Genomic DNA, 19,285 nt, shown 5'->3' on the forward strand with positions numbered 1-19,285 from the left:
CGAAACCATGAATTTTACTGAAATAAAAGGAAACTGGAACGTCCTCAAAGGTAAACTGAAACAGCAATATGGTGATCTTACAGATGATGATTTAACTTTTGCTGAAGGAAAAGAAGATGAACTTTGGGGCCGTTTGCAGAAGAAAATCGGTAAGTCTAAAGAGGAAATCATCGACGAGATCAAAAAAATCTGACTATCAATAACAACCACAATTACAACACTATGAATAAATCAACAATAAATAAGACCCTTTGGCTTAGCGGATTAGTAACAGGCGCTATGGTAGGAGCATACCTTTATAAAAACAAGGAAGAATTTGGTCCTCAAAAAGAAAAGTTAAATAGTCTATTAGGAGACTTTCAGTCCATCCTAGGAGATTTGAAAAATAAGATACTGGAGGCCAAAACTGACGGGTTGGAAGCTACAAAGTTAGCACTTCAGTCAGCAAAAGATAAAGTGGAAAAAGTTAAATGAAATAGGTTTAGAACATGAAAAGGTGTGGCCTTTAGCCGCACCTTTTTTATAATTTAATCCTTTAATAATTAGATATAATACCCAATTGACAGAATGAATGTGCCCGAGTTTGAAGAGTGTAGAAGATTATGTGATGAATAATAAGCTAATCTTAGTTATAGATGATGAGCCAGAAATTAGATCTTTACTATCCAGGTTTCTGGGTAGAAAGGGGTTTTCGGTGATTTCTGCTGGAACACTCCAAGAAGGAAGAAAATTGTTTAATCAATCTAAGCCTCAGCTAGTTTTCTTAGATGTTAACTTACCTGACGGAAATGGGTTACAGGAACTGAAGCATATCAATTCGGGTAAAACTCAGGCCAAAGTAATAATGATGAGCGCCTTCGATCACAACGAAATAAAAATGGAAGCAATTCAATATGGAGCGTTAGACTTCCTCAGTAAACCATTCAACATTGCTCGATTGGACCAGGTGGTTCAGAGCCAATTAATTAATTCAAATAACGCAAAGTAAAATCATGGCTAAGATTCTCGTAATTGATGATAACATAGATATCTGTCAACTTTTGGAACGATTTCTCACCAAGAAGGGCTACGATGTTGAGACTACAATCTCAGGAAAGAATGGATTAGATATGGTCAAAAAGACTTTTTTCGATCTTATTTTCTGTGATTTTAAATTGCGTGACATGGAGGGTAGAGACGTGCTGATGAAAGTACGAGAGATTTCTCCTGGAACTCAAGTGGCAATTATTACAGGTTATGCCGATGTGAAAATCGCAGTCGAAGTAATCAAAAATGGCGCATTTGATTATGTCACCAAGCCTTTGATTCCAGATGAAATTATTAACCTCATCGAGCGGGCTCTTGCGGCCTCAAAAGCTAATAAATCTAATACGCAAACCTTCACTAAAGCTACTCAGCTGAAAAAGGAATCAGAAGCTAAAAGCCAGAAATCTGATTCCAAGTTTCTGAAAGGTACTGGAGCAGAATCAAAAAAATTATATAAGGAAGTTGCTCTAGTAGCACCTACTAACCTAAGCGTCGTGATCTACGGAGAAAGCGGTGCAGGTAAGGAAAATATTGCACGTACAATTCACGATCAAAGTGAGCGTGCCGGTAAGCCTTTTATCGCAGTCGATTGTGGTGCGATGACCAAGGAGCTAGCAGGAAGTGAACTATGGGGTCACGAAAAAGGCTCATTTACAGGAGCTTTAGCTGAGAAACCAGGGCAGTTTGAGTTGGCAGATGGAGGTACTATATTTTTGGATGAGATCTCGAATCTTTCTTATGAAACACAAGTAGGTCTACTTAGACTGGTTCAGGAGCGTAAACTTAGAAGAATAGGTGGGACAAAGGATAAGTCTATCGATGTGAGAATTCTGGTTGCATCTAATGAAGATCTTAGAAAAGCTGTGTCAGCGGGTAAATTCCGAGAAGATCTATATTTTAGATTCAATGAATTTAGCATTACTGTACCTCCATTGAGAAATAGAAAGGCAGATATAGAAGCATTCGCCTACCATTTCTTAGAGCTGTCAAATGCAGAATTGAATAAGAAAGTCTTTGGTTTTGAAGAGCAGGTGATGGATGTACTGAAAGAATATCCGTGGCCAGGTAACCTACGTGAGATGTTAAATGTCATTCGTAGAGCTACACTTTTGACTGATGGAGGTAAAATGTCAGTTTCTGCCCTTCCTCCTGAGATTGTTTATTCTCAGAAATTTAATTTCTCTGACTCAGATTCAGATAAAAATGATAATAAGGCTTCTAAAATGCCTTTAAATCTTAAAGATGCTGCGGCTGAAGCGGAAGCGGAGGTTTTGAAAAAAGTTCTTGAAGAAGTCAAATACAATAGAACTCAAGCAGCAAAGCAATTAGGAATAGATCGCAAAACGCTCTTCAATAAAATGAAGCAATACGATTTGTAAGAAAAGTTGAATACCTAACCCGGATTTTGTTCCGGGTTTTTTTTTGTCCAAATCAAATTAACCTGCGGCGCAAAATAGTTTGAGATTGATAAATTTTGTTTTTTCTGAGGTACTACCTGCCACATAACTTGTTCAAAAATATATAAAATCTTCAACGAATTGGGGATTTTTTTTCATACTATTTTTTACTTCAAATAGCTTATAAAAGATGGGGCTTAGTTTTTATTCTCCCTATAATAAAATATCCCAAAGAGTATATTGTACAGCGTTTTACTACACTAATTCCTTTTGTAATGCCTTTCATGGCATGCCTGTTGGATGTATAGTTGTAGAATGTTAAATCTTAAAATACACCACATATGACTACCACTAAAGCAACACTTGCAAACCATTTGAAACTGGATACTAAAGCAATGAAGAATGTATCAGACAAGCTGAATGATTTGCTTTCTGATTATCACATTTTTTATCAAAATGTTAGAGGATTCCATTGGAATGTGAAAGGCGAAAATTTCTTTGACCTTCACGTAAAGTTCGAAGAACTGTATACTCAGCTGTATGAAAATATAGATGAGATGGCGGAAAGAATTGTAACGATTGGATTTAAGCCTTTGCATGCGTATTCAGACTATTTAAAAAATACGATTCATAAGGAAATCACTGATGTCTCTGACGGAGATGAATGCGTGAAGCACGTAATTGATGGATTGGGGATTTTAGCCCAATCACATAGAAAAGCAGCTAAAGCTGCAGAGGAAGCTGATGATATTGCAACTGCAGATATGCTAACCAAATTCGTAGGCGATATCGAGAAAAGAATGTGGATGTTCACCATGTTCTCCAAGTAATCCCAAAGAAAACTAAACCGACAAAACCACAGTGAGAGCTGTGGTTTTTTTGTATAAGAGAAAAAGCGGCAGTGTTTAGACTGCCGCTTTAAAAAATAGCTTGAAAAGCTTCATGGATAACAAAATTCTATACTAAGCTAAAGCTTTTTCACAAAATTCAACACACTTCTGAACTTCTTTTACAGGATCAGATCCTTCAGGTACCTGGTATTCTAACTCAATGGTTGCCGGGAACTTATACTTGTTTTTTGAGATCAAATTTAGAAGTTCAGGGATAGGGGTGTCACCAGTTCCCCAAGCCAAATTTCCTTTTCCATTTGCTGGAGTTTGACGATCCTTAGTGTGCATGCTGAGTATGCGGCTATGTTGCTTTTCGATCAGTGGAATAAGGTCTGTATTTCCAGCTGCGATGTAGTGACCTGCATCTAGGTTTAGCGCATTTCTTTTGCTTTGATCGAGTGCAGTATCCCAGAATGTAAACGTTTCTTGCTCATGTCCATGATAGCCTACAGACATCTTATATTTTTCTCCCAACTTCCCTAGGCGAAGCGTATGCGCATCGTTTGATGGATGTTCCAGCGTGACGTGTGTGGCGCCAAGAGCTTTGGCAGCTGTCATTCCGTAAGCAATTTCTTCGTCTGTAGCATTCATTCCAAAGGCATTTGGCTTGAATGCATAGATGCTAACTCCCGCGTCATTATACATTTTGCGCATTTTCTCAAAAGGAGCTGTACCAACTTTACTTCTCCATGCAGCAGCTTCTTTTCCGTATGCTTCGGATTGAGCAGTTAAATCTGCCAGTTTAGCTTTCTCCTCAGTTGTGAGTTCTTCGCCTTTTCTTTGTTTTGACATGAGCGGGTACATTTCCCGCATATTGACAGGGTTTACAGGTTTTCCGGCAAAAGATTCAGCGGGATCACCCATGAGCTCGATTGCGGATAGACCTGAGTCTAGTACATATTGAAGTGTTGCTTCAGCGCTCTGATCTGGCATGGATCTGAAGGAGTAGGTGATACAGCCGATTTGCACACCATTAATTAGTGAATTTGGCTTATTAAGCGACTTGATGAGCGCAGGAGCGCCTTGTAGCCAAGACGGTGCTAATGCAAGTCCGCCCACACCAAGTGCTGATTTTATGAGAAATTCTCTTCTATTATTCATGGTCTTTTGGGTTTGAGTGTTGAGTTAAACTTCAAATTAGTATTTACTTTTTCTTTTTTGCTGAAAAGTTTACCCATAATTTTATTTCTGGGCTGATTGGTCATATACTCGTTTGAAAATGAGTACTGTATTAAAATATCACATATGAATTACACTGAAGGAAATATAGAGCAAAGAATAAGTAGGGGAGACTTCCTTAGTGAACTTCAATTTATCACCTCAAGAAGCGGAGGAGCTGGAGGTCAGAATGTTAATAAAGTGGAAACTAAGGTTCAGCTGAAGTTTGATATTCCAAATTCACGGCAGTTGAGTGAGGAGGAAAAGATTATGCTTCTGGAGAAGCTTCAAACAAAAACTGACCAGCAAGGAGTATTGCAGTTACAGTCTCAGGAAAAGCGCTCACAGATTCAAAATAAAGAGCTGGTGGTCAGGAAATTTGAGGATTCGCTGCGTAAAGCTTTTCATAAAAAGCGAATACGCAAAGCTACCAAACCTAAAAAAGGGGCTATTGAAAAGCGACTTAAAGCCAAGAAAAATCAAGCTCAAAAGAAAGCAAACCGTAGCTGGAAAGAGTAGGGAGTTACTCAGTCATTTCAGTGATTATTCACTTAGTGTTCTTTAATCAAAAGTGTATAAGTCCTAGTAGAGTCAGGGCTGTAGATTTGAATGGGAAAATTTCCAGTTGGCTTAAAGACTCGCAGATGATAATTGGTAGCTGTATTGAGAATAATGCCAAGATTATCTTGATTAAGATTGAGGGAAGTTTCGCCCATATCAGGATAACTAATCTCATCCAGTGAATCCTGTTTTCCTATGTAGGTCGTATCGTTTAATAGTATTTCAGCGGGTAAAGAGTTTTTAATATGTATACCCTTCTGACTGTCTCCCGTAGTAGGGTGGGTGAAAACCAAGTCGTATTTTTTCGAGCTTACTGATTGTGAAAATGCAGACAGACAGGTAGCAATCGACAACAGTGTAATTAAAAGTACCTTTTTCATAGTAAATCTTTAAAGTTTAAAAACTCTCTCCATTGAATTTCAATGGTTTGTGATAGAATACGAACGACTGATAAGTTAGGTTTTAATTTTTAATTGAAACCTATTTCGATGCCTTATTGCTCATTTTTTGAGAAATAGTCCTTGTTAATACGTATGATTGGCTTGATAAATTAAAAAGTGTAGTGACTTGCTCAGCTCTGATTATAGATGAATTAGCTTGTTTCAAAAAGAATAGTTTCTACCGTATTTCCTTTTCCAACAATAATTATATCAGCGAGGTCTATGAACAGACCATGGCAAACTAGACCTACAATCCCATTAAGCGAATGGGAGAGGGACTTGGGATCTTGTATATGACCAAAATCAGCATCCAAGATCCAATTACCCTGATCCGTCACAAAAGTTTTGTCTTCTTTCTGACGAAGGCTACTCGTTCCTCCCAATTCCCTGACTTGATTCATTACATAATTGCAAGCAAATGGGATTACTTCTATTGGTAATTTAAATACCAAGCCAAGCTGTGCTACTGGTTTACTGGAATCAGCGACAATGATTTTCTTTCGTGTCATGGAAGCAACGATCTTTTCTCGCAGCAGTGCCCCTCCGCCACCTTTGATGAGCACCATCTCATCATTGAACTCATCCGCTCCATCTATGGTGACATCGATGTAATCTACACTGTTGCTGTCGATGATGGGGATATATAGAGACTCGGCGAGTTCCTGTGTTTTTTTAGATGTTGGAATAGCTTTTATCTGTAAACCATTCTGCACAAGCTTGCCGATTTCTCTGATAGCGTAATTGGCAGTGGATCCAGAGCCAAGTCCTATCACTTGACCATTTTGAATGTAGGTGACAGCTTTTATGGCTGCCAAGTGCTTTTCTTTATCTTTTGCTAATGATGAAGTTTCCATAGTAGACTTTAAATGGGGTTCAGATTACAACCAAGTTGAAATGACCACTTTGTTTTGGAAATAAAAATAGAATTGCCCAAGAGATTCACAACACTTTAAATCTACAACCTTTAACTTTTCAACTCAATGCTACCTCAAGCTCTCAAGGACCAACCTCACCAACTCATTCTTATCTCCTCCAGGAATCCATCTGGCGACGATTACTAAGTCATTTTCCTGATCTACATAGATCATATTAGTGCCTGCTCCAATATGAGAGAAGGCTGTAGTAGGTGCAGCTGGAATATCTTTTTGATCATAGTTCAGGAAGTAATTCATAAATCCATATCCCTGATTTGCTGGGGTAGGAGTTTTGGATTTTTCGATCCAGGAAGTGGGGATCAGTTGCTTTCCATCCCATTGTCCATTATTCATAGTCAGGTAACCAAACCTCGCCTGATCCCAGGCAGAAAGCATCATGCCACCTCCCCAGTGCGAACCACCACTGACGGACTGCATGATCTGTCCATCGATGATCACAAAGGAATTTTCATAGCCAGTCCATCTCCATGTATCGCTGGCGCCAATGGGATCCATGATTTTCTCTTTAAGCACGGAAGGAAGTGGCTTTCTCCAGATATTCATTAGAGCAAGAGCAAGCACATTTACGCGGGTGTCATTGTATTCATATACTGAGCCCGGAGCATTTTGTGGTCTTGCACGTTTTTCTTTGGCACCCTCTCTTGGTCTATCTGCCCAGTCAGGTTTTCCCCAGAGTGATCCTTCCCAGTCAGAAGTCTGACGAAGAAGATGATCCCAAGTAATAGTTCTGTTATGCGGCGTGTCGAAGAGTTCGAAAGTATCATCCTGGTCAAAGTGATCCGCTTTGTTGATGCTGAGTTTGCTAGGATCATACGGATAGATAGGAGCCATGTAGGGATAAACAAGATCCTTTTCGTCACCAATTAAACCTGCTTCTACTGCCAATCCAGCTGTGGTGGAAAGGAAACTCTTTGCTACTGAGAATGTCAAGTCCACACGATCGGGTTCTCCCCACTGAGCAACGACATAACCCTTGTAAATAATCAACCCGGAAGCAGGACCGCGGGTTTTCATTGGTCCTACGGGATATCCGAAGGGTTCACGTCCAAATCCGCCCTCGTAGTGCGCAATCTTCAGATTAGGATCTTCCTGACTCTCATGTGCGATAGCAAAGTCGATGGCTGCTTTAAGTTTTGATGCATTCAGCCCCATAGATTCGGGACTTTTACTTTCCCACTTATTCTTTTCTGGGAAATAGGTTTGAGCTGAAAGGGTAGAGGAAAGTGCGAAAATAAATAGGGCGGCGAAAAGTGGTTTTTTCATGATGTGATTTTAGTCAAAATAAATTTGCTAGTAAAGCCAATGATCAAGATGTCAAGCAATAGCAGAAGGAAGGCTATTGCTTTTTCTGGGTAAATGAAACACAGATAATAGCTTTTTCACTAAGTCTCAAATTCATAAAAGATCAAAAAGTCTTTAGGGTTGTTACAAGTGAAAGACTAGGTTGGCAGTTACTATTGATCTCGAAAAAGCTGGCTTTTATCTCTTGTTTTGGGGATTATTGCTGGTATTTGGTTGGATGAATACGAAGGAGGCTGTGGATTTCTTTTAGCTTATGTGCTCTAGGCGCTATTGAATAAATTTCCTAAGGAAAGGAATTATTAAATTGGTAGCAATGAATCAAAAGTGCCTACAATACATTTTAAAATAACTATTTCAATTATCGTCTTAAAGAGATTGAAGTTTTACATTTCGAAAACGGACCTCTCCAGTTCCCATGGCTTGAAGAGCAATATAACCTTCTGCTAGGCTTTTATCTTTTAAGTCTGCTGTCAGTACATTGTTTATCCAAGCTTGAATATGATCTCCCTGAATTTGAATTTTATAGGTATTCCATTTGTCAGTTGTCTCCACATAGTTGAGCGGTACTGCTTTATTTACAATTGCCCCAGTCCGAAATTCTTGATTTGTGTGTAGATCCCAGATATTGATTTCGTAGCATTCTGTAAAGCTTAATTTCTTGTTTTGACAGCGAATAAAAATCCCTGAATTGATAGTAATATCTGGTTTGAATTCTAATTCGAGGATAAAATCAGTGTACTTATCTTTAGTAATTACAAATCCTGCGCTGTCCTTTACAACTCCTACTAATTCATTTTGATCAAATTCCCATATAGCTCCGCCGAAAATTTCCCATCCGTCAAAGTTTTCGTCCAACATTTCCGTTTTTTGGTGGCAAGATGATAAGCAGAGTAAGGTCGAGATTAAGACCAAAAGGGTAGAAAAAGGTTCAAAATATATTTTTTGATTTTGGGTTTTTCGAAACATAAATAGGAATATAAGTTTGAGCTGTGAAGATTATAAATTGATAACCTAAAAATAGGTCAGAGAGTAATAGTTATTTCAAGACCTCATTTTAGTCAAAATAAATTTGTTTTAAAGCATTTGACCAAGATACCAAACAAAACAAATAGGAATGGGTTAACTTTTTGTAGTTAAATAGAAAACATAATATGTGTAACCTCATAGCTGCACATAGCCAAATAATGACAGATTGTGAAATAAAGTCGCTGGGTCAGATTAGTGGATTCATGCTCATGCATAAGATTAGAGTTTATATGGGCAAGAGAGATGCACTATACACACTTTCAGATATGGTGGAATACGATGATTGCTTTGTTACCGTGGCTACTAAGAAGGCAGAATCGGTAAGGTGAAAAGAGGTAAAGGAAGCCAGCGGAAAGCATCAGTGGCAGTGGCTGCTGAATCCGTTCCGGTTGAAAACCCAGAGACCGGGAAATCCGGGAAAGTCTGCGGCTACTTCAAAATGGAAGTACTGGGAAAGGTAGACAGACATCATGTCAACAGCTTTATTAAGAGAAATACCGAAGGGGATATTGCGCTTTTTACTGAAAAAAACTCAGTCTACGTTGATATAAAGGATATTGTGGCTACCCATTTCACAGTAGTATTGGGAAAAGAAGCAACCAATGGCACCCTGAGATGGGTACACTAGGCAATCAGCAATCTGAAAAGAAAACTGTTAGGGATTAACCATATGATCACTTATAAGTATCTCCAGAACTACCTCAATGAGTTCGTCTACAAGCTCAACAGAAAATTTTTTGGTGAAAGATTATTTGACAGATTGGTTCTTGCCTCAATTTATCCTTACGTGCAATCATGAGTATACACATATTTTAAAGTGCCTCCATTTTGATTCTTATTTCTTTGCCAAAGGTCTCAGCTCCACTTTTCTAAAAAATATCTCAGCGCCCTCAGATTGAATTTGAATGCGACCTTTACTTGGTTTTACATTGGAAGCATGATTTACCAAAATCCCATTGAGGTAAATCGTTATTTCGTTTCCCTCAACTATACATTCCACTTTATTCCACTCACCCACCGGTTTCTCCACATCCTGAGCACCACGGAAATCAATCACATCTTTCCAGTTTGGATCACGTCCATACCAATTGATCCGGCCACCATTTATAGTTGCGAGTTCCCCGTCGGGTTGAAAAATATAAGAACTGCCCTGCTTTTCCGGAGCTACAGGACTCGTAATGCTGAAATTTTCACTTCCATCTCCAACCACAATAAAATCCCCCGTTCCACCTTCAATCAGCTGGCATTCGATGGAATGCATCCATATTCCATCTGACGCTCCATCTTCTCCTACTGAATGCAAGAGAATTCCAGAATCTCGGGCATTTTCCAGTCTGGGAGCAAAGGTTTTTCCGCCCCATTTGAACTCAACGATGAGCCGATAATTCTCAAATTCCTCATTGGAAGTGATCCCTCCCCACTCTTCACCAGAAATCCGGATCATCCCATCCTGGACAGTGAATACCTTTTTCGGATCAATGTCACGTCCTCTATTTTGCACAAAAGTGTACCAGCCATCGAGGTTTTTACCGTTGAAGAGGGTGACTTTATTTTTGATGTCTGATTTTGATTGGCTTTGGGAAAAGACTGTTGAAGTCACAATCAACAAAAGCGATAAGAGAATAATTTTTTTCATTAGTTGTATTGGGTTTTAAAGCAAAGGTCAATTACAGGATTGAGGAGGGAGAGTTTTTGCCATTGAGTTTGACAAAAGCTTCGGCAGCTGGCACACCGGCTTCCATCCCTCGAAACTTCTCCATCGCTTCATGCCCGCAGGCATAGATTCCGACAGGATCCTGACTTACATGACAGAATAAAGCCTTTCGTTTGGTTTCCTGTTCATTCGAAATATCCACATAATCTGTGGGATGAAATGTCATTGTTTGCTCACCGGTACAAACTTCGTAAAAATAAATCTGGAATTCCCTCTTAGTTCTCAATCCTGCTTGCATGGTCAGCATACTTGCTGCCTGATGATCTCTATGAGAATCTATGGGCCACTGCGTAAAAACCAAATCCGGTTTTTCGTTTTCCATGAACTCAGTCATCTTGGCTATCCACTCATTATTTACCATCGTGTTGCCATCTACCTGGCCGAGAAAGGAATGCTGCACTTTTAGAATCGCACAAGCTGCTTCCGCTTCTTTGGTTCGGATACTTGCAGCCTCATTGGCTGATTTTCCTTCAATTCCTCCTTCTCCACGGGTCAGATACAAGACTTTCACATCATGGCCTTTTGCACTAAACTTTGCCAAAGTACCTCCACAGCCGCTTTCCGGATCGTCCGGATGGCCACCGACACAAATCACTTTCAGTTTGGTGATTTGATTTTCTGGTTTTGTCTGAGCAAGCGCAGAAAGAGGCAAAGTCGCCAAACTTACCAGTGATGCTTTTTTGAAGAATTGTCTTCGTGTAGTTTTTTGATTCATGGCTCTTACTTTACTAAAATTCCCCCATCAATTGTGTAAGCCGAACCGGTTATCCAGGATGCTTCATCGGAAACCAGAAACAAAGCCAGCGAAGCAATATCTTCCGGACGTCCAAGGCGCTTCATCAATGTATTATTGGCTGTTTGCTGCACGATGGTATCAGGGTCGTCAAATGCTTTGGCTGAATCCCAAATCAAAGGGGTATCGACCGGACCGGGACAAATTGTATTCACACGGATTGTTGGTCCATAATCCAATGCCATTTCTTTCACCAACGCAACCAAAGCTGCTTTGCTCGCACAATAGGCTGCATGGTTGGGGAAACTTTTAAACGCTGCAATTGAACTATTCGCGAGGATAACTCCCTTGCCATTTTTCTGCATCTCAGGAATCGCGAACCGACTCAGATAAAATACGGAATTCAGATTGGCACTTATGGTTTCATTCCATTCTTCAAAGGAAATATCCGTCACCGATCCCAATCCTAACTTTCCGGCATTTGTTACGACTATATCCAGCTTACCGAAATTTTGAATAGCCTCTCGAACCAACGTTTCATTTATAGCTATTTGAGAAATATCCCCTTCAATAAAAACGGCCTTTCCACCCTGTTGAATTAGATTTTTTTCCAAATCCTTACCTCGAAGCTCATCACGACCACTCAAAATTACGGAAGCCCCTTCGCTGACAAATCGTTCGGCCATGGCCTTTCCCATTCCACTTGTAGCTCCGGTTATGATGGCTGTTTTTCCTTTCAATCTCATTTTTTGGGGTTTATTAAGAAATGACTTTTTATCCTAAAGTCGTGTAGTGACATGTGCAATAGTCTCGTGCCAGCATGTAATTTACTTCAATTTCTCATTATTCTAATAACGATCCAGATCACGGACATTTTCCTTCTCGAAGTTCTTTTTCAAAGCTTCGGTCAGATCCACACCTGTCTGATTGGTAAGACAAATCAAAACCCAAAGCACATCAGCCATTTGATCGCCCAGGTCTTTTCGGTTGTTCGATTCTTTGAAGGATTGTTCTCCATAAGTTCTCGACATAATCCGAGCGAGCTCCCCTACTTCCTCCATCAGGATCGTCATATCCTGATAAAGTAAGTACTGAGGCAAATCTATCATTGTCTCAGTGTTCGCTAGAAATTGCAAAGAAAAAGGAGGTCTGCAGTATTGCTTCTCTGATTTTGGAAATCTTACAATACGATATTGAAAATCTGGGAAATGTTTTAGTACAATATTATTTGTTAGGGATTCCTTAGGGGAGTGGTGATTTTTATAGATAATTTACCTTGAGATGCTGAAGTTCTTTATGATCGGAAATACAATAGTTATGGGATAGAGCATCTTATGAGACTTTCTCATGGCTTTAAGTACTCTTCAATAATTATCTTTTTTGAATGGTAGAATTCAATAAACAATAGCTACAGGAATGTGTTAGGTTTTAGATTAAACAAAGCACCCTAATCGGCTTATTTACTTAGAATATGAATTCATGAAAGATCAAAAAATATATATTATCGGTGCTGGTGTAGCAGGCTTGGTTGCTGCAATAGAATTGGAGAAAGCTGGGTACTCGCCGGTGATTTTGGAAGGAAGTCAAGGGATTGGTGGTCGCATGAAAACTGATGAAGTGGATGGTTTCCTCTTGGATCATGGCTTTCAGGTACTATTAACAGCCTATCCCGAAGCAAGAAAGTATCTGGATTTTGCGGCTTTAAATCTTAAGTATTTCGAGCCAGGAGCAATAATATTTGGACCTACCGATACTTTCATAGTTTCTGATCCCCTCCGAAACCCGCTTAAAGTGGTGAACATGGCATTTTCACATGTAGGTAGTTTTTTTGACAAGGTGAAAATATTTAGCCTTACTCAGTTGCTCAAGAAAAAGAGCTTGGAAGAAATATTCAATGAACCTTCCATTCCTACCTATCAGTATTTGAAGGAGTATGGTTTCACAGAGCAGATTATTACTAATTTTTTCAAGCCATTTTTTCGCGGGATATTCTTGGAAAAAGATCTGAAAACTTCCTCCAGAATGTTCGAGTTTACCTTCAAAATGTTTTCGGAGGGAATGGGAGCGATACCTTCAAATGGTATGATCGAGATTCCAAAAATGCTCAAGAAGCGTTTGTACTCAACAGAGTTCTTATTCAATACTAAAGTAAAAGCCATTCAAGGAACACAGATTGATTTGGAAAATGGAGAGCGTATTCAAGCTGATCGCATAATCATCGCGACACAGCCAGATAAGTTTATGGCGCAATTGGATGGTCAATTTTCTCAGCCTAAGTCAGTAATCACTCTTTATTTTTCCTTACATAAATCATTCGTGAATAGAGCGATGTTAGGTCTGATACCTGGAGAAAACCATCTGATCAATAACTTGGTGTTTATGAGTGATGTTTCACCTGCATATTCCAAAAATGGAAGAGCATTGCTTTCTGTATCAATCTTAGCAACTGATCTGAAAGAGAAAGAGTTGATTAAAGCCGTGCAGTTAGAGTTGGAAACACTTTCCCGTATCAATGCGGAGTACTTCAAATTTGTAAAGTCTTATTATATCAACTATGCTATTCCTACGGTTGACGATGTGAAGGGTACTATTCCATTTACGGAGTGTAAGATTTCTGATCAGGTATTCTTGGCGGGTGATTACCTATTGAACGGTTCGATAAATGCAGCAATGGCTTCAGGAAGAATAGCGGCCGAGGCTGTGGTGCATAGCTACATGCCAGTTTATTAAGGTTTTTGACGCGTAGAATCTAATTGGGCCTAGCCAATTTCCTCGGCTACTGAAATTTTCCATTAACTTCGCGGCATGGAAAATATACCTCCTTGCCCCGCATGTAACTCGCCTTATGGCTACGAATTGGATGAAAAGCTAATCTGCCCAGAGTGCGGTTTTGAATGGACTCATGGCGAAGTTCAAGAAGAAGTAGCTGAAGGACTAGTAGTTAAAGATGCGAATGGAACTGTACTGGCTGATGGTGATGCGGTGACTATAGTCAAGGATTTGCCGGTAAAAGGAGCTCCAAAACCAATCAAAGCAGGTACAAAAGTAAAGAGTATTCGCCTAGTAGAGGGTGATCACAACATCGACTGTAAGATCGACGGTTTTGGTTCTATGGCGCTGAAGAGTGAGTTTGTGAAGAAAGCTTAATCCAAATAAAAAGTTTGAATTACGAAGTAGGAATTTTATAGCTCGTACCTCGTATTTCAAACTTCTCTTTTTTAATTTTTTTTACTTACCAATCGGTGTTTCATCCACTTTTAAATCTCCAGCTACATACTGAAGTGCATCCAAGAAATAGGCAAGAATAGCAGCATTTTCAAAGCTTTGCGCATTGTGAGAAGTAGAAATGTACATCGCTCTTCCTTTGCCGTCTTTTCTGATCCAAGACACATAAGTTTTGCCTGAAGTTTTCTCCTGACCCTTTCTCTGACCTTCGATCTCAGCATTGTTGAAATATGTCAATGGATGGAAATCCAATTCATCATATGCATTCTTGTAGAAGTAAGGCTCGTCCACGTGATTATAACCATCAGCTGGAAGTGATTTAGTCAATGGATGAGTAGGATCTTCAATTCTTACTTGGAATGCTTGCTGTTTCGTATGATAATCGAAGCTACCACCTGTTAGTTTGGAGAACTCCATAGAGTTATTAAGCATGGTATCACCGCCGTGAACAAGCAGGATTCCTCCTCCTTTTTTCACATATTCTATGATGTTGTTCTCCAATTTATTTGCTTGAGCCCATACTGTAGCGCTATCCAATGAAGCATCTTCACTGATCTTATCGACGAATAAGTTTCTGTATTCAGGCTTGGAATTAGTATTGTTAAAAACGACTGCGTCAAATTCCTTGAGTTTGTCTTTTTCCATCATAGCGATGTCCGTACTGGTAGTCACATCGAATGTCCCGCTTTTGTCAGAAATAATCTGAATCATCGCTTGCGTGTGGGGATTCACCCAATGCCAGAAGCCTGTATGCATTGAGAAGACAAGGATTTTCTTTTTCTTTTTAAATGGAAAATTGGCCTTTTCTGGAGCTAGTTCACTGATTTTGTCTTTCCAGGCTTGATCCAACGGAATCTCTTTTGGGTTTTGTGCAAGAGCAATATTGACACTGGCTAGGAAAACGATTCCGTAGATAATAATCTTCTTCATGAGGTAATTGGATGAATGGGTTAATCGATAATTTAGAATTCTATATCTTTAAAATTCAATCCCAATAACCTGATTTTTATATGATATTCAAAAGAATTTTCTGTGTACCAGCGATTTACCTATGTTTAATGGGGGTCGCTTATGGGCAAAAAGTAGAGTTAAAAGAGACAACTAACGGAATTGATTTCGTGATTGGTAATCAGTCTGTTCTGACTTATCAAACGGCTACTGAAGACGTACCTGAAGGCATTAAAAAAGATTTTGCAAAATCCGGATTTATACACCCATTAAAATCCCCATCAGGACAAGTTCTCACTAGAATCCAGCCAAAAGACCATTATCATCACTATGGAATTTGGGGTCCATGGACCCGTGCTACCATCAGTGGGAGAGAAGTTGATTTCTGGAATCTAGGAGATGGAAAGGGGAGAGTTGACTTTTCCCATGTGCTTTCTAAAAAAGAAGCAGGTGGAGCAGCTGAACTTAATGTGAGACAAAATCACATTGACCTTAAAGCTCCAGAGTCTGAGCGTTTAGCTATTGCTGAAGATCTTCGCATCAAAGTAAAACCGGCTGACAAAGGTCGATATATGGTGGATTATACAAGTACCATTGAGACTAAAATACCAGGAGGGATCCTTCTCGATGATTATCGCTATGGAGGTGGAATAGGATTCCGTGCCACTGAAAGATGGGGGAAAGATAATAGTACCGTTCTCACTTCAGAAGGGGATCAAAGAAAGACAGCAGACGGTACCAACGCCAAATGGGTCATCGTACAAGGTGAAACAGATGATGCATCTGGAGAAAGTGGTATTTTGTTTCTAAGTCACAACACCAATAAATCCCACCCTGAGCCACTTCGTGTTTGGCCGGAAGATCAATATGAGGGAGAAAGTAATATGTTTGTTGAATTCACGCCGATCAGACATGAGTCTTGGGAGATAAAGCCTAATCAACGCTACACGCTAAAATACCGGATGATTGTCTATGACGGTAAGATGACCGCAGATGAAGCAGAGTCCTATTGGAGAGCATTTGTAAAATAGTTCTGACACTAAATAGCGCAGCCCTTATTCCTAGTATTGATTTGCGCATGTGTTACCAAGAAAAAATAACAATAAAACCGCACTAGTAACCCCTATCAACTATGAAAAGAAGAGAATTTATTAAGAACAGCGCCCTAGCTAGTGCAGTAATCGGATTTCCTACGATTGTTCCGGCTTCAGTTTTCGGAAAAAATGCACCTAGTAATAAAATCAATATAGGTCAAATTGGTTGTGGTAGAATAGCTCGTGAACATGATTTACCAGGTGTGTTGCGCCATGATGTGGCGCGAATTATTGCTGTATCAGATTTGGATAGTAACCGTATGGCTGACGGTAAAAAGCTAGTGGAAGATTACTACACCAAAAAAATGGGTAAAGCATACCTTGACGTAACTCAATACGGAGACTACAAGGATATGCTTCAGAATAAGGATATAGATGCAATCGTAATAAGTACCCCGGATCACTGGCATTCCCAGCCAGCCATGGAGGCTTCCTTGGCAGGTAAGCATGTCTACGTGCAAAAGCCAACTTCCTTGACTATTCGAGAAGGTAGACAACTAGTAGATGCTGTGAAAAAATCTGGAACTGTACTACAATTGGGTACACAGCAAAGATCCAGTGAGCAATTTAGAATCGCTGCAGAACTAGTAAGAAATGGTAGAATTGGAAGACTTCACACAGTGAAAGTTGGTCTTCCTGGAGATCCAGCAGGACCTGAAGCTGCCGCAATGCCAATTCCTTCAAATTTGAATTACGACATGTGGTTGGGGTCAACTCCAGAAGTACCTTACACTGAAATAGGTGTTCATCCAGCTACAGGCTATGGCAGACCAGGTTGGTTGAGAAGAGAGCAGTTTGGTGCAGGGATGATCACTGGCTGGGGTCAGCATCATTACGATTCTGCAGCTTGGGGAATGGATACAGAATTGACTGGTCCGCGATATATTCAAGCCGTAGCTGAGTTTCCACAATCAGGACTTTGGGATGTCCATGGGGATTTCATGGCTAAAGCTGAATACGACAATGGCATCACCATGTATACTAGTGGTGGTTATCCAAATGGTATCCGCTACGAAGGTACAGAAGGATGGATTTGGGTGTCTCGTGGTAGTTATGTAGCTTCTTCTTCTGATCCAGTAGCCCAAGGAAATAGCGCCAAAGCGTTAGACGCTTCTGATCCTAAGATCTTGCAATCGGTGATTGGTCCTGACGAAATTCAGTTGATAAGAAGTGATGAGCATCATGGCAACTGGCTTGGAGCTATTCAGGGTAATAATGAATTGCTTTCTCCGGTAGAAATTGGTCATCGCTCTTGTTCTGTTTGTTTGCTTACTCATATCTCTATGAAGTTGGGTAGAAAGCTAGAGTGGGATGCTAAAGCGGAGAAATTCATTAACGATGCCGAAGCAAACTCAATGTTGGAAAGACCACAGAGAGCACCTTATGGTACTAATTATGTGAAAGTTTAATTATAAATTATTTTGAAAAATACTACTCTAGTAGCTATTGCAGCAGGAATATTATTTTCCTGCGAAAATAAAGAAAGCGTGAGTCAAGCAACTGAATCAACTTCTGAGATCACGATTATGTCCTTGGATCCGGGGCATTTTCACGCAGGCCTGATTCACAAATCCATGTATCCACAAGTAGATTCTACCGTCTACGTTTTTGCGCCTGAAGGAGCAGAACTGAAGGACTATATGAATCGCCTTGCTGGCTACAATAATCGTGAAGTAGAGCCTACTGCCTGGAATTTGCAGGTGAGCACTGGTGATGATTATTTGGAGAAAATGATCTCTACCAAGCCTGGAAATGTAATGATGGTAGCAGGTAAGAATGATCGAAAGATTGATTATATCTCTGCCGCCATTTCTAATGGAATCAACGTCTATGCTGATAAGCCTTTGGTGATTAATAAAAGTGGGTTTCAGAAGTTGGTAAAGACTTTTGAAGAAGCTGGCAAAAAGGATCTGCTGCTTTACGATATCATGACTGAGCGTTTTGAGATCAGTACTATATTGCAGAAGGAGCTTTCTATGGTTCCTGACGTTTTCGGAGAATTGGAAAAAGGAACCCTTGAGAATCCTGCGATTACTAAAGAGTCTGTGCATCACTTCTTCAAGTATGTCTCTGGAAATCCCTTGATCAGACCAGATTGGTTCTTTGATACGGATATAGAAGGAACAGGTATCGTGGATGTGACTACTCACTTGGTGGATTTGATCCAGTGGGAGGCTTTTCCAGGCGTCACACTAGACACAGCTGATGTGCAGATGCAGACGGCAAGGCTTTGGTCTACAGATCTGGATTTGGATCAATTTAAGCTCGTAACTGGCGAGGCTGAGTTTCCTGAGTTTCTGCAGAAAAACGTATCGGATAATAAGCTCAGCGTCAACAGTAACGGTGAGATGAATTATACCCTGAAAGGAGTTCATTCCAAAGTAAGTGTGATCTGGAATTATCAGGCACCGGAAGGAGCTGCGGATACACATTATAGCCTGATGCGTGGCACAAAGGCGAATCTGATTATTCAGCAGGGTGCTGCAGAGAAATATGTCGCTACTTTATATGTAGAGCTTTTGGATGGACAGGACGAAGCATTGAATAGCCTTGTGAAGGAGAAACTTCAAGGTCGTTTTCCAGGTTTGGATTTAGAGAAAATCAGTACTGGAAAATACAAAGTGATTATCCCAGCAACCTATCACAATGGCCATGAAGCTCATTTTGCTCAGGTCACTGAGAAGTATTTGGAGTATTTCACCAAAAAGAATATGCCTTCTTGGGAGGTTCCAAATATGATAGTAAAGTATTTTACTACTACAGAAGCTTTAGTAAAAGCTGAAGAAAACTAAGGTTATCCTAAACATGAACACCAATTAATAGGTTGGTTAGTTAA

20 protein-coding genes and 2 pseudogenes are annotated in these 19,285 nt (G+C 39.9%); 12 read left to right on the forward strand and 10 right to left on the reverse strand.

Translation table 11 applies throughout. The features are described 5' to 3' along the window. Positions 1-7: 7 nt before the first annotated feature. The 5 genes from ESV85_RS06240 (at position 8) to ESV85_RS06260 (ending at position 3,253) form a co-directional block, all read left to right on the forward strand. The gene (locus ESV85_RS06240) at positions 8-193 is read left to right on the forward strand and encodes a CsbD family protein (RefSeq protein ID WP_146915794.1); all 186 of its coding nucleotides are present in this window, start codon (positions 8-10) and stop codon (positions 191-193) included. A gap of 29 nt (positions 194-222) precedes the next feature. Beyond that, on the forward strand, positions 223-474 hold the full coding sequence (locus ESV85_RS06245; protein WP_146915796.1) for a hypothetical protein: 252 nt from the start codon (positions 223-225) through the stop codon (positions 472-474). A gap of 133 nt (positions 475-607) precedes the next feature. Further along, positions 608-988 (forward strand): response regulator, encoded by a 381-nt coding sequence (locus ESV85_RS06250; protein WP_191321948.1) that lies wholly within the window; start codon positions 608-610, stop codon positions 986-988. Positions 989-992: 4 nt separating this feature from the next. After that, positions 993-2,405, forward strand: a complete 1,413-nt coding sequence (locus ESV85_RS06255; protein WP_146915799.1) for a sigma-54-dependent transcriptional regulator — start codon at positions 993-995, stop codon at positions 2,403-2,405. A 359-nt stretch (positions 2,406-2,764) separates the two neighbouring features. After that, positions 2,765-3,253, forward strand: a complete 489-nt coding sequence (locus ESV85_RS06260; protein ID WP_146915801.1) for a Dps family protein — start codon at positions 2,765-2,767, stop codon at positions 3,251-3,253. A 132-nt stretch (positions 3,254-3,385) separates the two neighbouring features. Here the strand turns inward: ESV85_RS06260 and ESV85_RS06265 are convergent, their stop codons facing one another. Continuing rightward, on the reverse strand, positions 3,386-4,414 hold the full coding sequence (locus tag ESV85_RS06265) for a sugar phosphate isomerase/epimerase family protein (protein ID WP_146915803.1): 1,029 nt from the start codon (positions 4,412-4,414) through the stop codon (positions 3,386-3,388). Positions 4,415-4,558: 144 nt separating this feature from the next. Between ESV85_RS06265 and arfB the strand changes: the two genes are divergently transcribed. Next, positions 4,559-4,990 carry an alternative ribosome rescue aminoacyl-tRNA hydrolase ArfB gene (gene arfB, locus ESV85_RS06270; RefSeq protein WP_146915805.1) on the forward strand — a complete coding sequence of 144 codons (432 nt, stop codon included), beginning with the start codon at positions 4,559-4,561 and terminating at the stop codon, positions 4,988-4,990. 32 nt (positions 4,991-5,022) lie between these two features. On the opposite strand, the gene ESV85_RS06275 is transcribed toward arfB, so the two are convergent. The 4 genes from ESV85_RS06275 to ESV85_RS06290 all read right to left on the reverse strand — a co-directional run bounded on the left by ESV85_RS06275 (position 5,023) and on the right by ESV85_RS06290 (position 8,567). Further along, complete coding sequence (locus tag ESV85_RS06275; protein ID WP_146915807.1) at positions 5,023-5,412, reverse strand: hypothetical protein; 390 nt, start codon at positions 5,410-5,412, stop codon at positions 5,023-5,025. Between the two features lie 212 nt (positions 5,413-5,624). Next, a complete protein-coding gene (gene rpiA / locus ESV85_RS06280) occupies positions 5,625-6,326 on the reverse strand; it encodes a ribose-5-phosphate isomerase RpiA (protein WP_146915809.1) in 702 nt (233 codons plus the stop codon). 129 nt (positions 6,327-6,455) lie between these two features. Next, entirely contained in the window at positions 6,456-7,670 is a 1,215-nt protein-coding gene (locus ESV85_RS06285) for a serine hydrolase domain-containing protein (RefSeq protein ID WP_146915811.1), read from the reverse strand. Between the two features lie 405 nt (positions 7,671-8,075). Beyond that, complete coding sequence (locus ESV85_RS06290) at positions 8,076-8,567, reverse strand: DUF1080 domain-containing protein (RefSeq protein ID WP_146915813.1); 492 nt, start codon at positions 8,565-8,567, stop codon at positions 8,076-8,078. Positions 8,568-8,929: 362 nt separating this feature from the next. On the opposite strand from ESV85_RS06290, the pseudogene ESV85_RS22470 reads away from it, so the two are divergent. After that, positions 8,930-9,534 (forward strand): annotated as a pseudogene (locus tag ESV85_RS22470) (IS1595 family transposase); the annotation flags it as partial. A 36-nt stretch (positions 9,535-9,570) separates the two neighbouring features. Here the strand turns inward: ESV85_RS22470 and ESV85_RS06310 are convergent. From ESV85_RS06310 to ESV85_RS06325, 4 genes and pseudogenes are all read right to left on the reverse strand, one after another. Next, entirely contained in the window at positions 9,571-10,371 is an 801-nt protein-coding gene (locus ESV85_RS06310) for a DUF1080 domain-containing protein (protein WP_146915819.1), read from the reverse strand. Between the two features lie 31 nt (positions 10,372-10,402). Continuing rightward, positions 10,403-11,164 (reverse strand): PIG-L deacetylase family protein, encoded by a 762-nt coding sequence (locus tag ESV85_RS06315; protein WP_146915820.1) that lies wholly within the window; start codon positions 11,162-11,164, stop codon positions 10,403-10,405. 5 nt (positions 11,165-11,169) lie between these two features. Continuing rightward, entirely contained in the window at positions 11,170-11,928 is a 759-nt protein-coding gene (locus ESV85_RS06320) for an SDR family NAD(P)-dependent oxidoreductase (RefSeq protein ID WP_146915822.1), read from the reverse strand. A 102-nt stretch (positions 11,929-12,030) separates the two neighbouring features. Beyond that, positions 12,031-12,258, reverse strand: a pseudogene (locus tag ESV85_RS06325) (MazG nucleotide pyrophosphohydrolase domain-containing protein); the annotation flags it as partial. A 403-nt stretch (positions 12,259-12,661) separates the two neighbouring features. Here ESV85_RS06325 and ESV85_RS06330 point away from each other — a divergent pair. Further along, complete coding sequence (locus ESV85_RS06330; protein WP_146915826.1) at positions 12,662-13,912, forward strand: protoporphyrinogen/coproporphyrinogen oxidase; 1,251 nt, start codon at positions 12,662-12,664, stop codon at positions 13,910-13,912. A gap of 75 nt (positions 13,913-13,987) precedes the next feature. After that, complete coding sequence (locus ESV85_RS06335; protein WP_146915828.1) at positions 13,988-14,329, forward strand: zinc ribbon domain-containing protein YjdM; 342 nt, start codon at positions 13,988-13,990, stop codon at positions 14,327-14,329. An 81-nt stretch (positions 14,330-14,410) separates the two neighbouring features. Here the strand turns inward: ESV85_RS06335 and ESV85_RS06340 are convergent, their stop codons facing one another. Next, positions 14,411-15,337 carry a ThuA domain-containing protein gene (locus tag ESV85_RS06340; protein WP_146915830.1) on the reverse strand — a complete coding sequence of 309 codons (927 nt, stop codon included), beginning with the start codon at positions 15,335-15,337 and terminating at the stop codon, positions 14,411-14,413. Positions 15,338-15,417: 80 nt separating this feature from the next. Between ESV85_RS06340 and ESV85_RS06345 the strand changes: the two genes are divergently transcribed. The 3 genes from ESV85_RS06345 (at position 15,418) to ESV85_RS06355 (ending at position 19,241) form a co-directional block, all read left to right on the forward strand. Beyond that, positions 15,418-16,386, forward strand: coding sequence for a PmoA family protein (locus ESV85_RS06345; RefSeq protein ID WP_146915832.1), 969 nt, complete (start codon positions 15,418-15,420; stop codon positions 16,384-16,386). Between the two features lie 101 nt (positions 16,387-16,487). Then, positions 16,488-17,858, forward strand: coding sequence for a Gfo/Idh/MocA family protein (locus tag ESV85_RS06350; protein WP_146915834.1), 1,371 nt, complete (start codon positions 16,488-16,490; stop codon positions 17,856-17,858). A 12-nt stretch (positions 17,859-17,870) separates the two neighbouring features. Next, positions 17,871-19,241, forward strand: a complete 1,371-nt coding sequence (locus ESV85_RS06355; RefSeq protein ID WP_223275922.1) for a putative oxidoreductase C-terminal domain-containing protein — start codon at positions 17,871-17,873, stop codon at positions 19,239-19,241. Positions 19,242-19,285 lie beyond the last annotated feature (44 nt).

The sequence above is a fragment of the Algoriphagus aquimarinus genome (assembly GCF_007997215.1).
GTDB classification, from domain to species: Bacteria; Bacteroidota; Bacteroidia; order Cytophagales; family Cyclobacteriaceae; genus Algoriphagus; species Algoriphagus aquimarinus_A.

What these genes read in the sequence shown, in the direction of transcription:
- ESV85_RS06310 (WP_146915819.1), bottom strand. Translation starts at nt 10,371, where the DNA reads ATGAAAAAAATTATTCTCTTATCGCTTTTGTTGATTGTGACTTCAACA.
- ESV85_RS06315 (WP_146915820.1), bottom strand. Translation starts at nt 11,164, where the DNA reads ATGAATCAAAAAACTACACGAAGACAATTCTTCAAAAAAGCATCACTG.
- arfB (WP_146915805.1), top strand. Translation starts at nt 4,559, where the DNA reads ATGAATTACACTGAAGGAAATATAGAGCAAAGAATAAGTAGGGGAGAC.
- ESV85_RS06350 (WP_146915834.1), top strand. Translation starts at nt 16,488, where the DNA reads ATGAAAAGAAGAGAATTTATTAAGAACAGCGCCCTAGCTAGTGCAGTA.
- ESV85_RS06285 (WP_146915811.1), bottom strand. Translation starts at nt 7,670, where the DNA reads ATGAAAAAACCACTTTTCGCCGCCCTATTTATTTTCGCACTTTCCTCT.
- ESV85_RS06290 (WP_146915813.1), bottom strand. Translation starts at nt 8,567, where the DNA reads ATGTTGGACGAAAACTTTGACGGATGGGAAATTTTCGGCGGAGCTATA.
- ESV85_RS06330 (WP_146915826.1), top strand. Translation starts at nt 12,662, where the DNA reads ATGAAAGATCAAAAAATATATATTATCGGTGCTGGTGTAGCAGGCTTG.
- ESV85_RS06240 (WP_146915794.1), top strand. Translation starts at nt 8, where the DNA reads ATGAATTTTACTGAAATAAAAGGAAACTGGAACGTCCTCAAAGGTAAA.
- ESV85_RS06320 (WP_146915822.1), bottom strand. Translation starts at nt 11,928, where the DNA reads ATGAGATTGAAAGGAAAAACAGCCATCATAACCGGAGCTACAAGTGGA.
- rpiA (WP_146915809.1), bottom strand. Translation starts at nt 6,326, where the DNA reads ATGGAAACTTCATCATTAGCAAAAGATAAAGAAAAGCACTTGGCAGCC.
- ESV85_RS06260 (WP_146915801.1), top strand. Translation starts at nt 2,765, where the DNA reads ATGACTACCACTAAAGCAACACTTGCAAACCATTTGAAACTGGATACT.
- ESV85_RS06250 (WP_191321948.1), top strand. Translation starts at nt 608, where the DNA reads ATGAATAATAAGCTAATCTTAGTTATAGATGATGAGCCAGAAATTAGA.
- ESV85_RS06340 (WP_146915830.1), bottom strand. Translation starts at nt 15,337, where the DNA reads ATGAAGAAGATTATTATCTACGGAATCGTTTTCCTAGCCAGTGTCAAT.
- ESV85_RS06245 (WP_146915796.1), top strand. Translation starts at nt 223, where the DNA reads ATGAATAAATCAACAATAAATAAGACCCTTTGGCTTAGCGGATTAGTA.
- ESV85_RS06265 (WP_146915803.1), bottom strand. Translation starts at nt 4,414, where the DNA reads ATGAATAATAGAAGAGAATTTCTCATAAAATCAGCACTTGGTGTGGGC.
- ESV85_RS06345 (WP_146915832.1), top strand. Translation starts at nt 15,418, where the DNA reads ATGATATTCAAAAGAATTTTCTGTGTACCAGCGATTTACCTATGTTTA.
- ESV85_RS06255 (WP_146915799.1), top strand. Translation starts at nt 993, where the DNA reads ATGGCTAAGATTCTCGTAATTGATGATAACATAGATATCTGTCAACTT.
- ESV85_RS06335 (WP_146915828.1), top strand. Translation starts at nt 13,988, where the DNA reads ATGGAAAATATACCTCCTTGCCCCGCATGTAACTCGCCTTATGGCTAC.
- ESV85_RS06275 (WP_146915807.1), bottom strand. Translation starts at nt 5,412, where the DNA reads ATGAAAAAGGTACTTTTAATTACACTGTTGTCGATTGCTACCTGTCTG.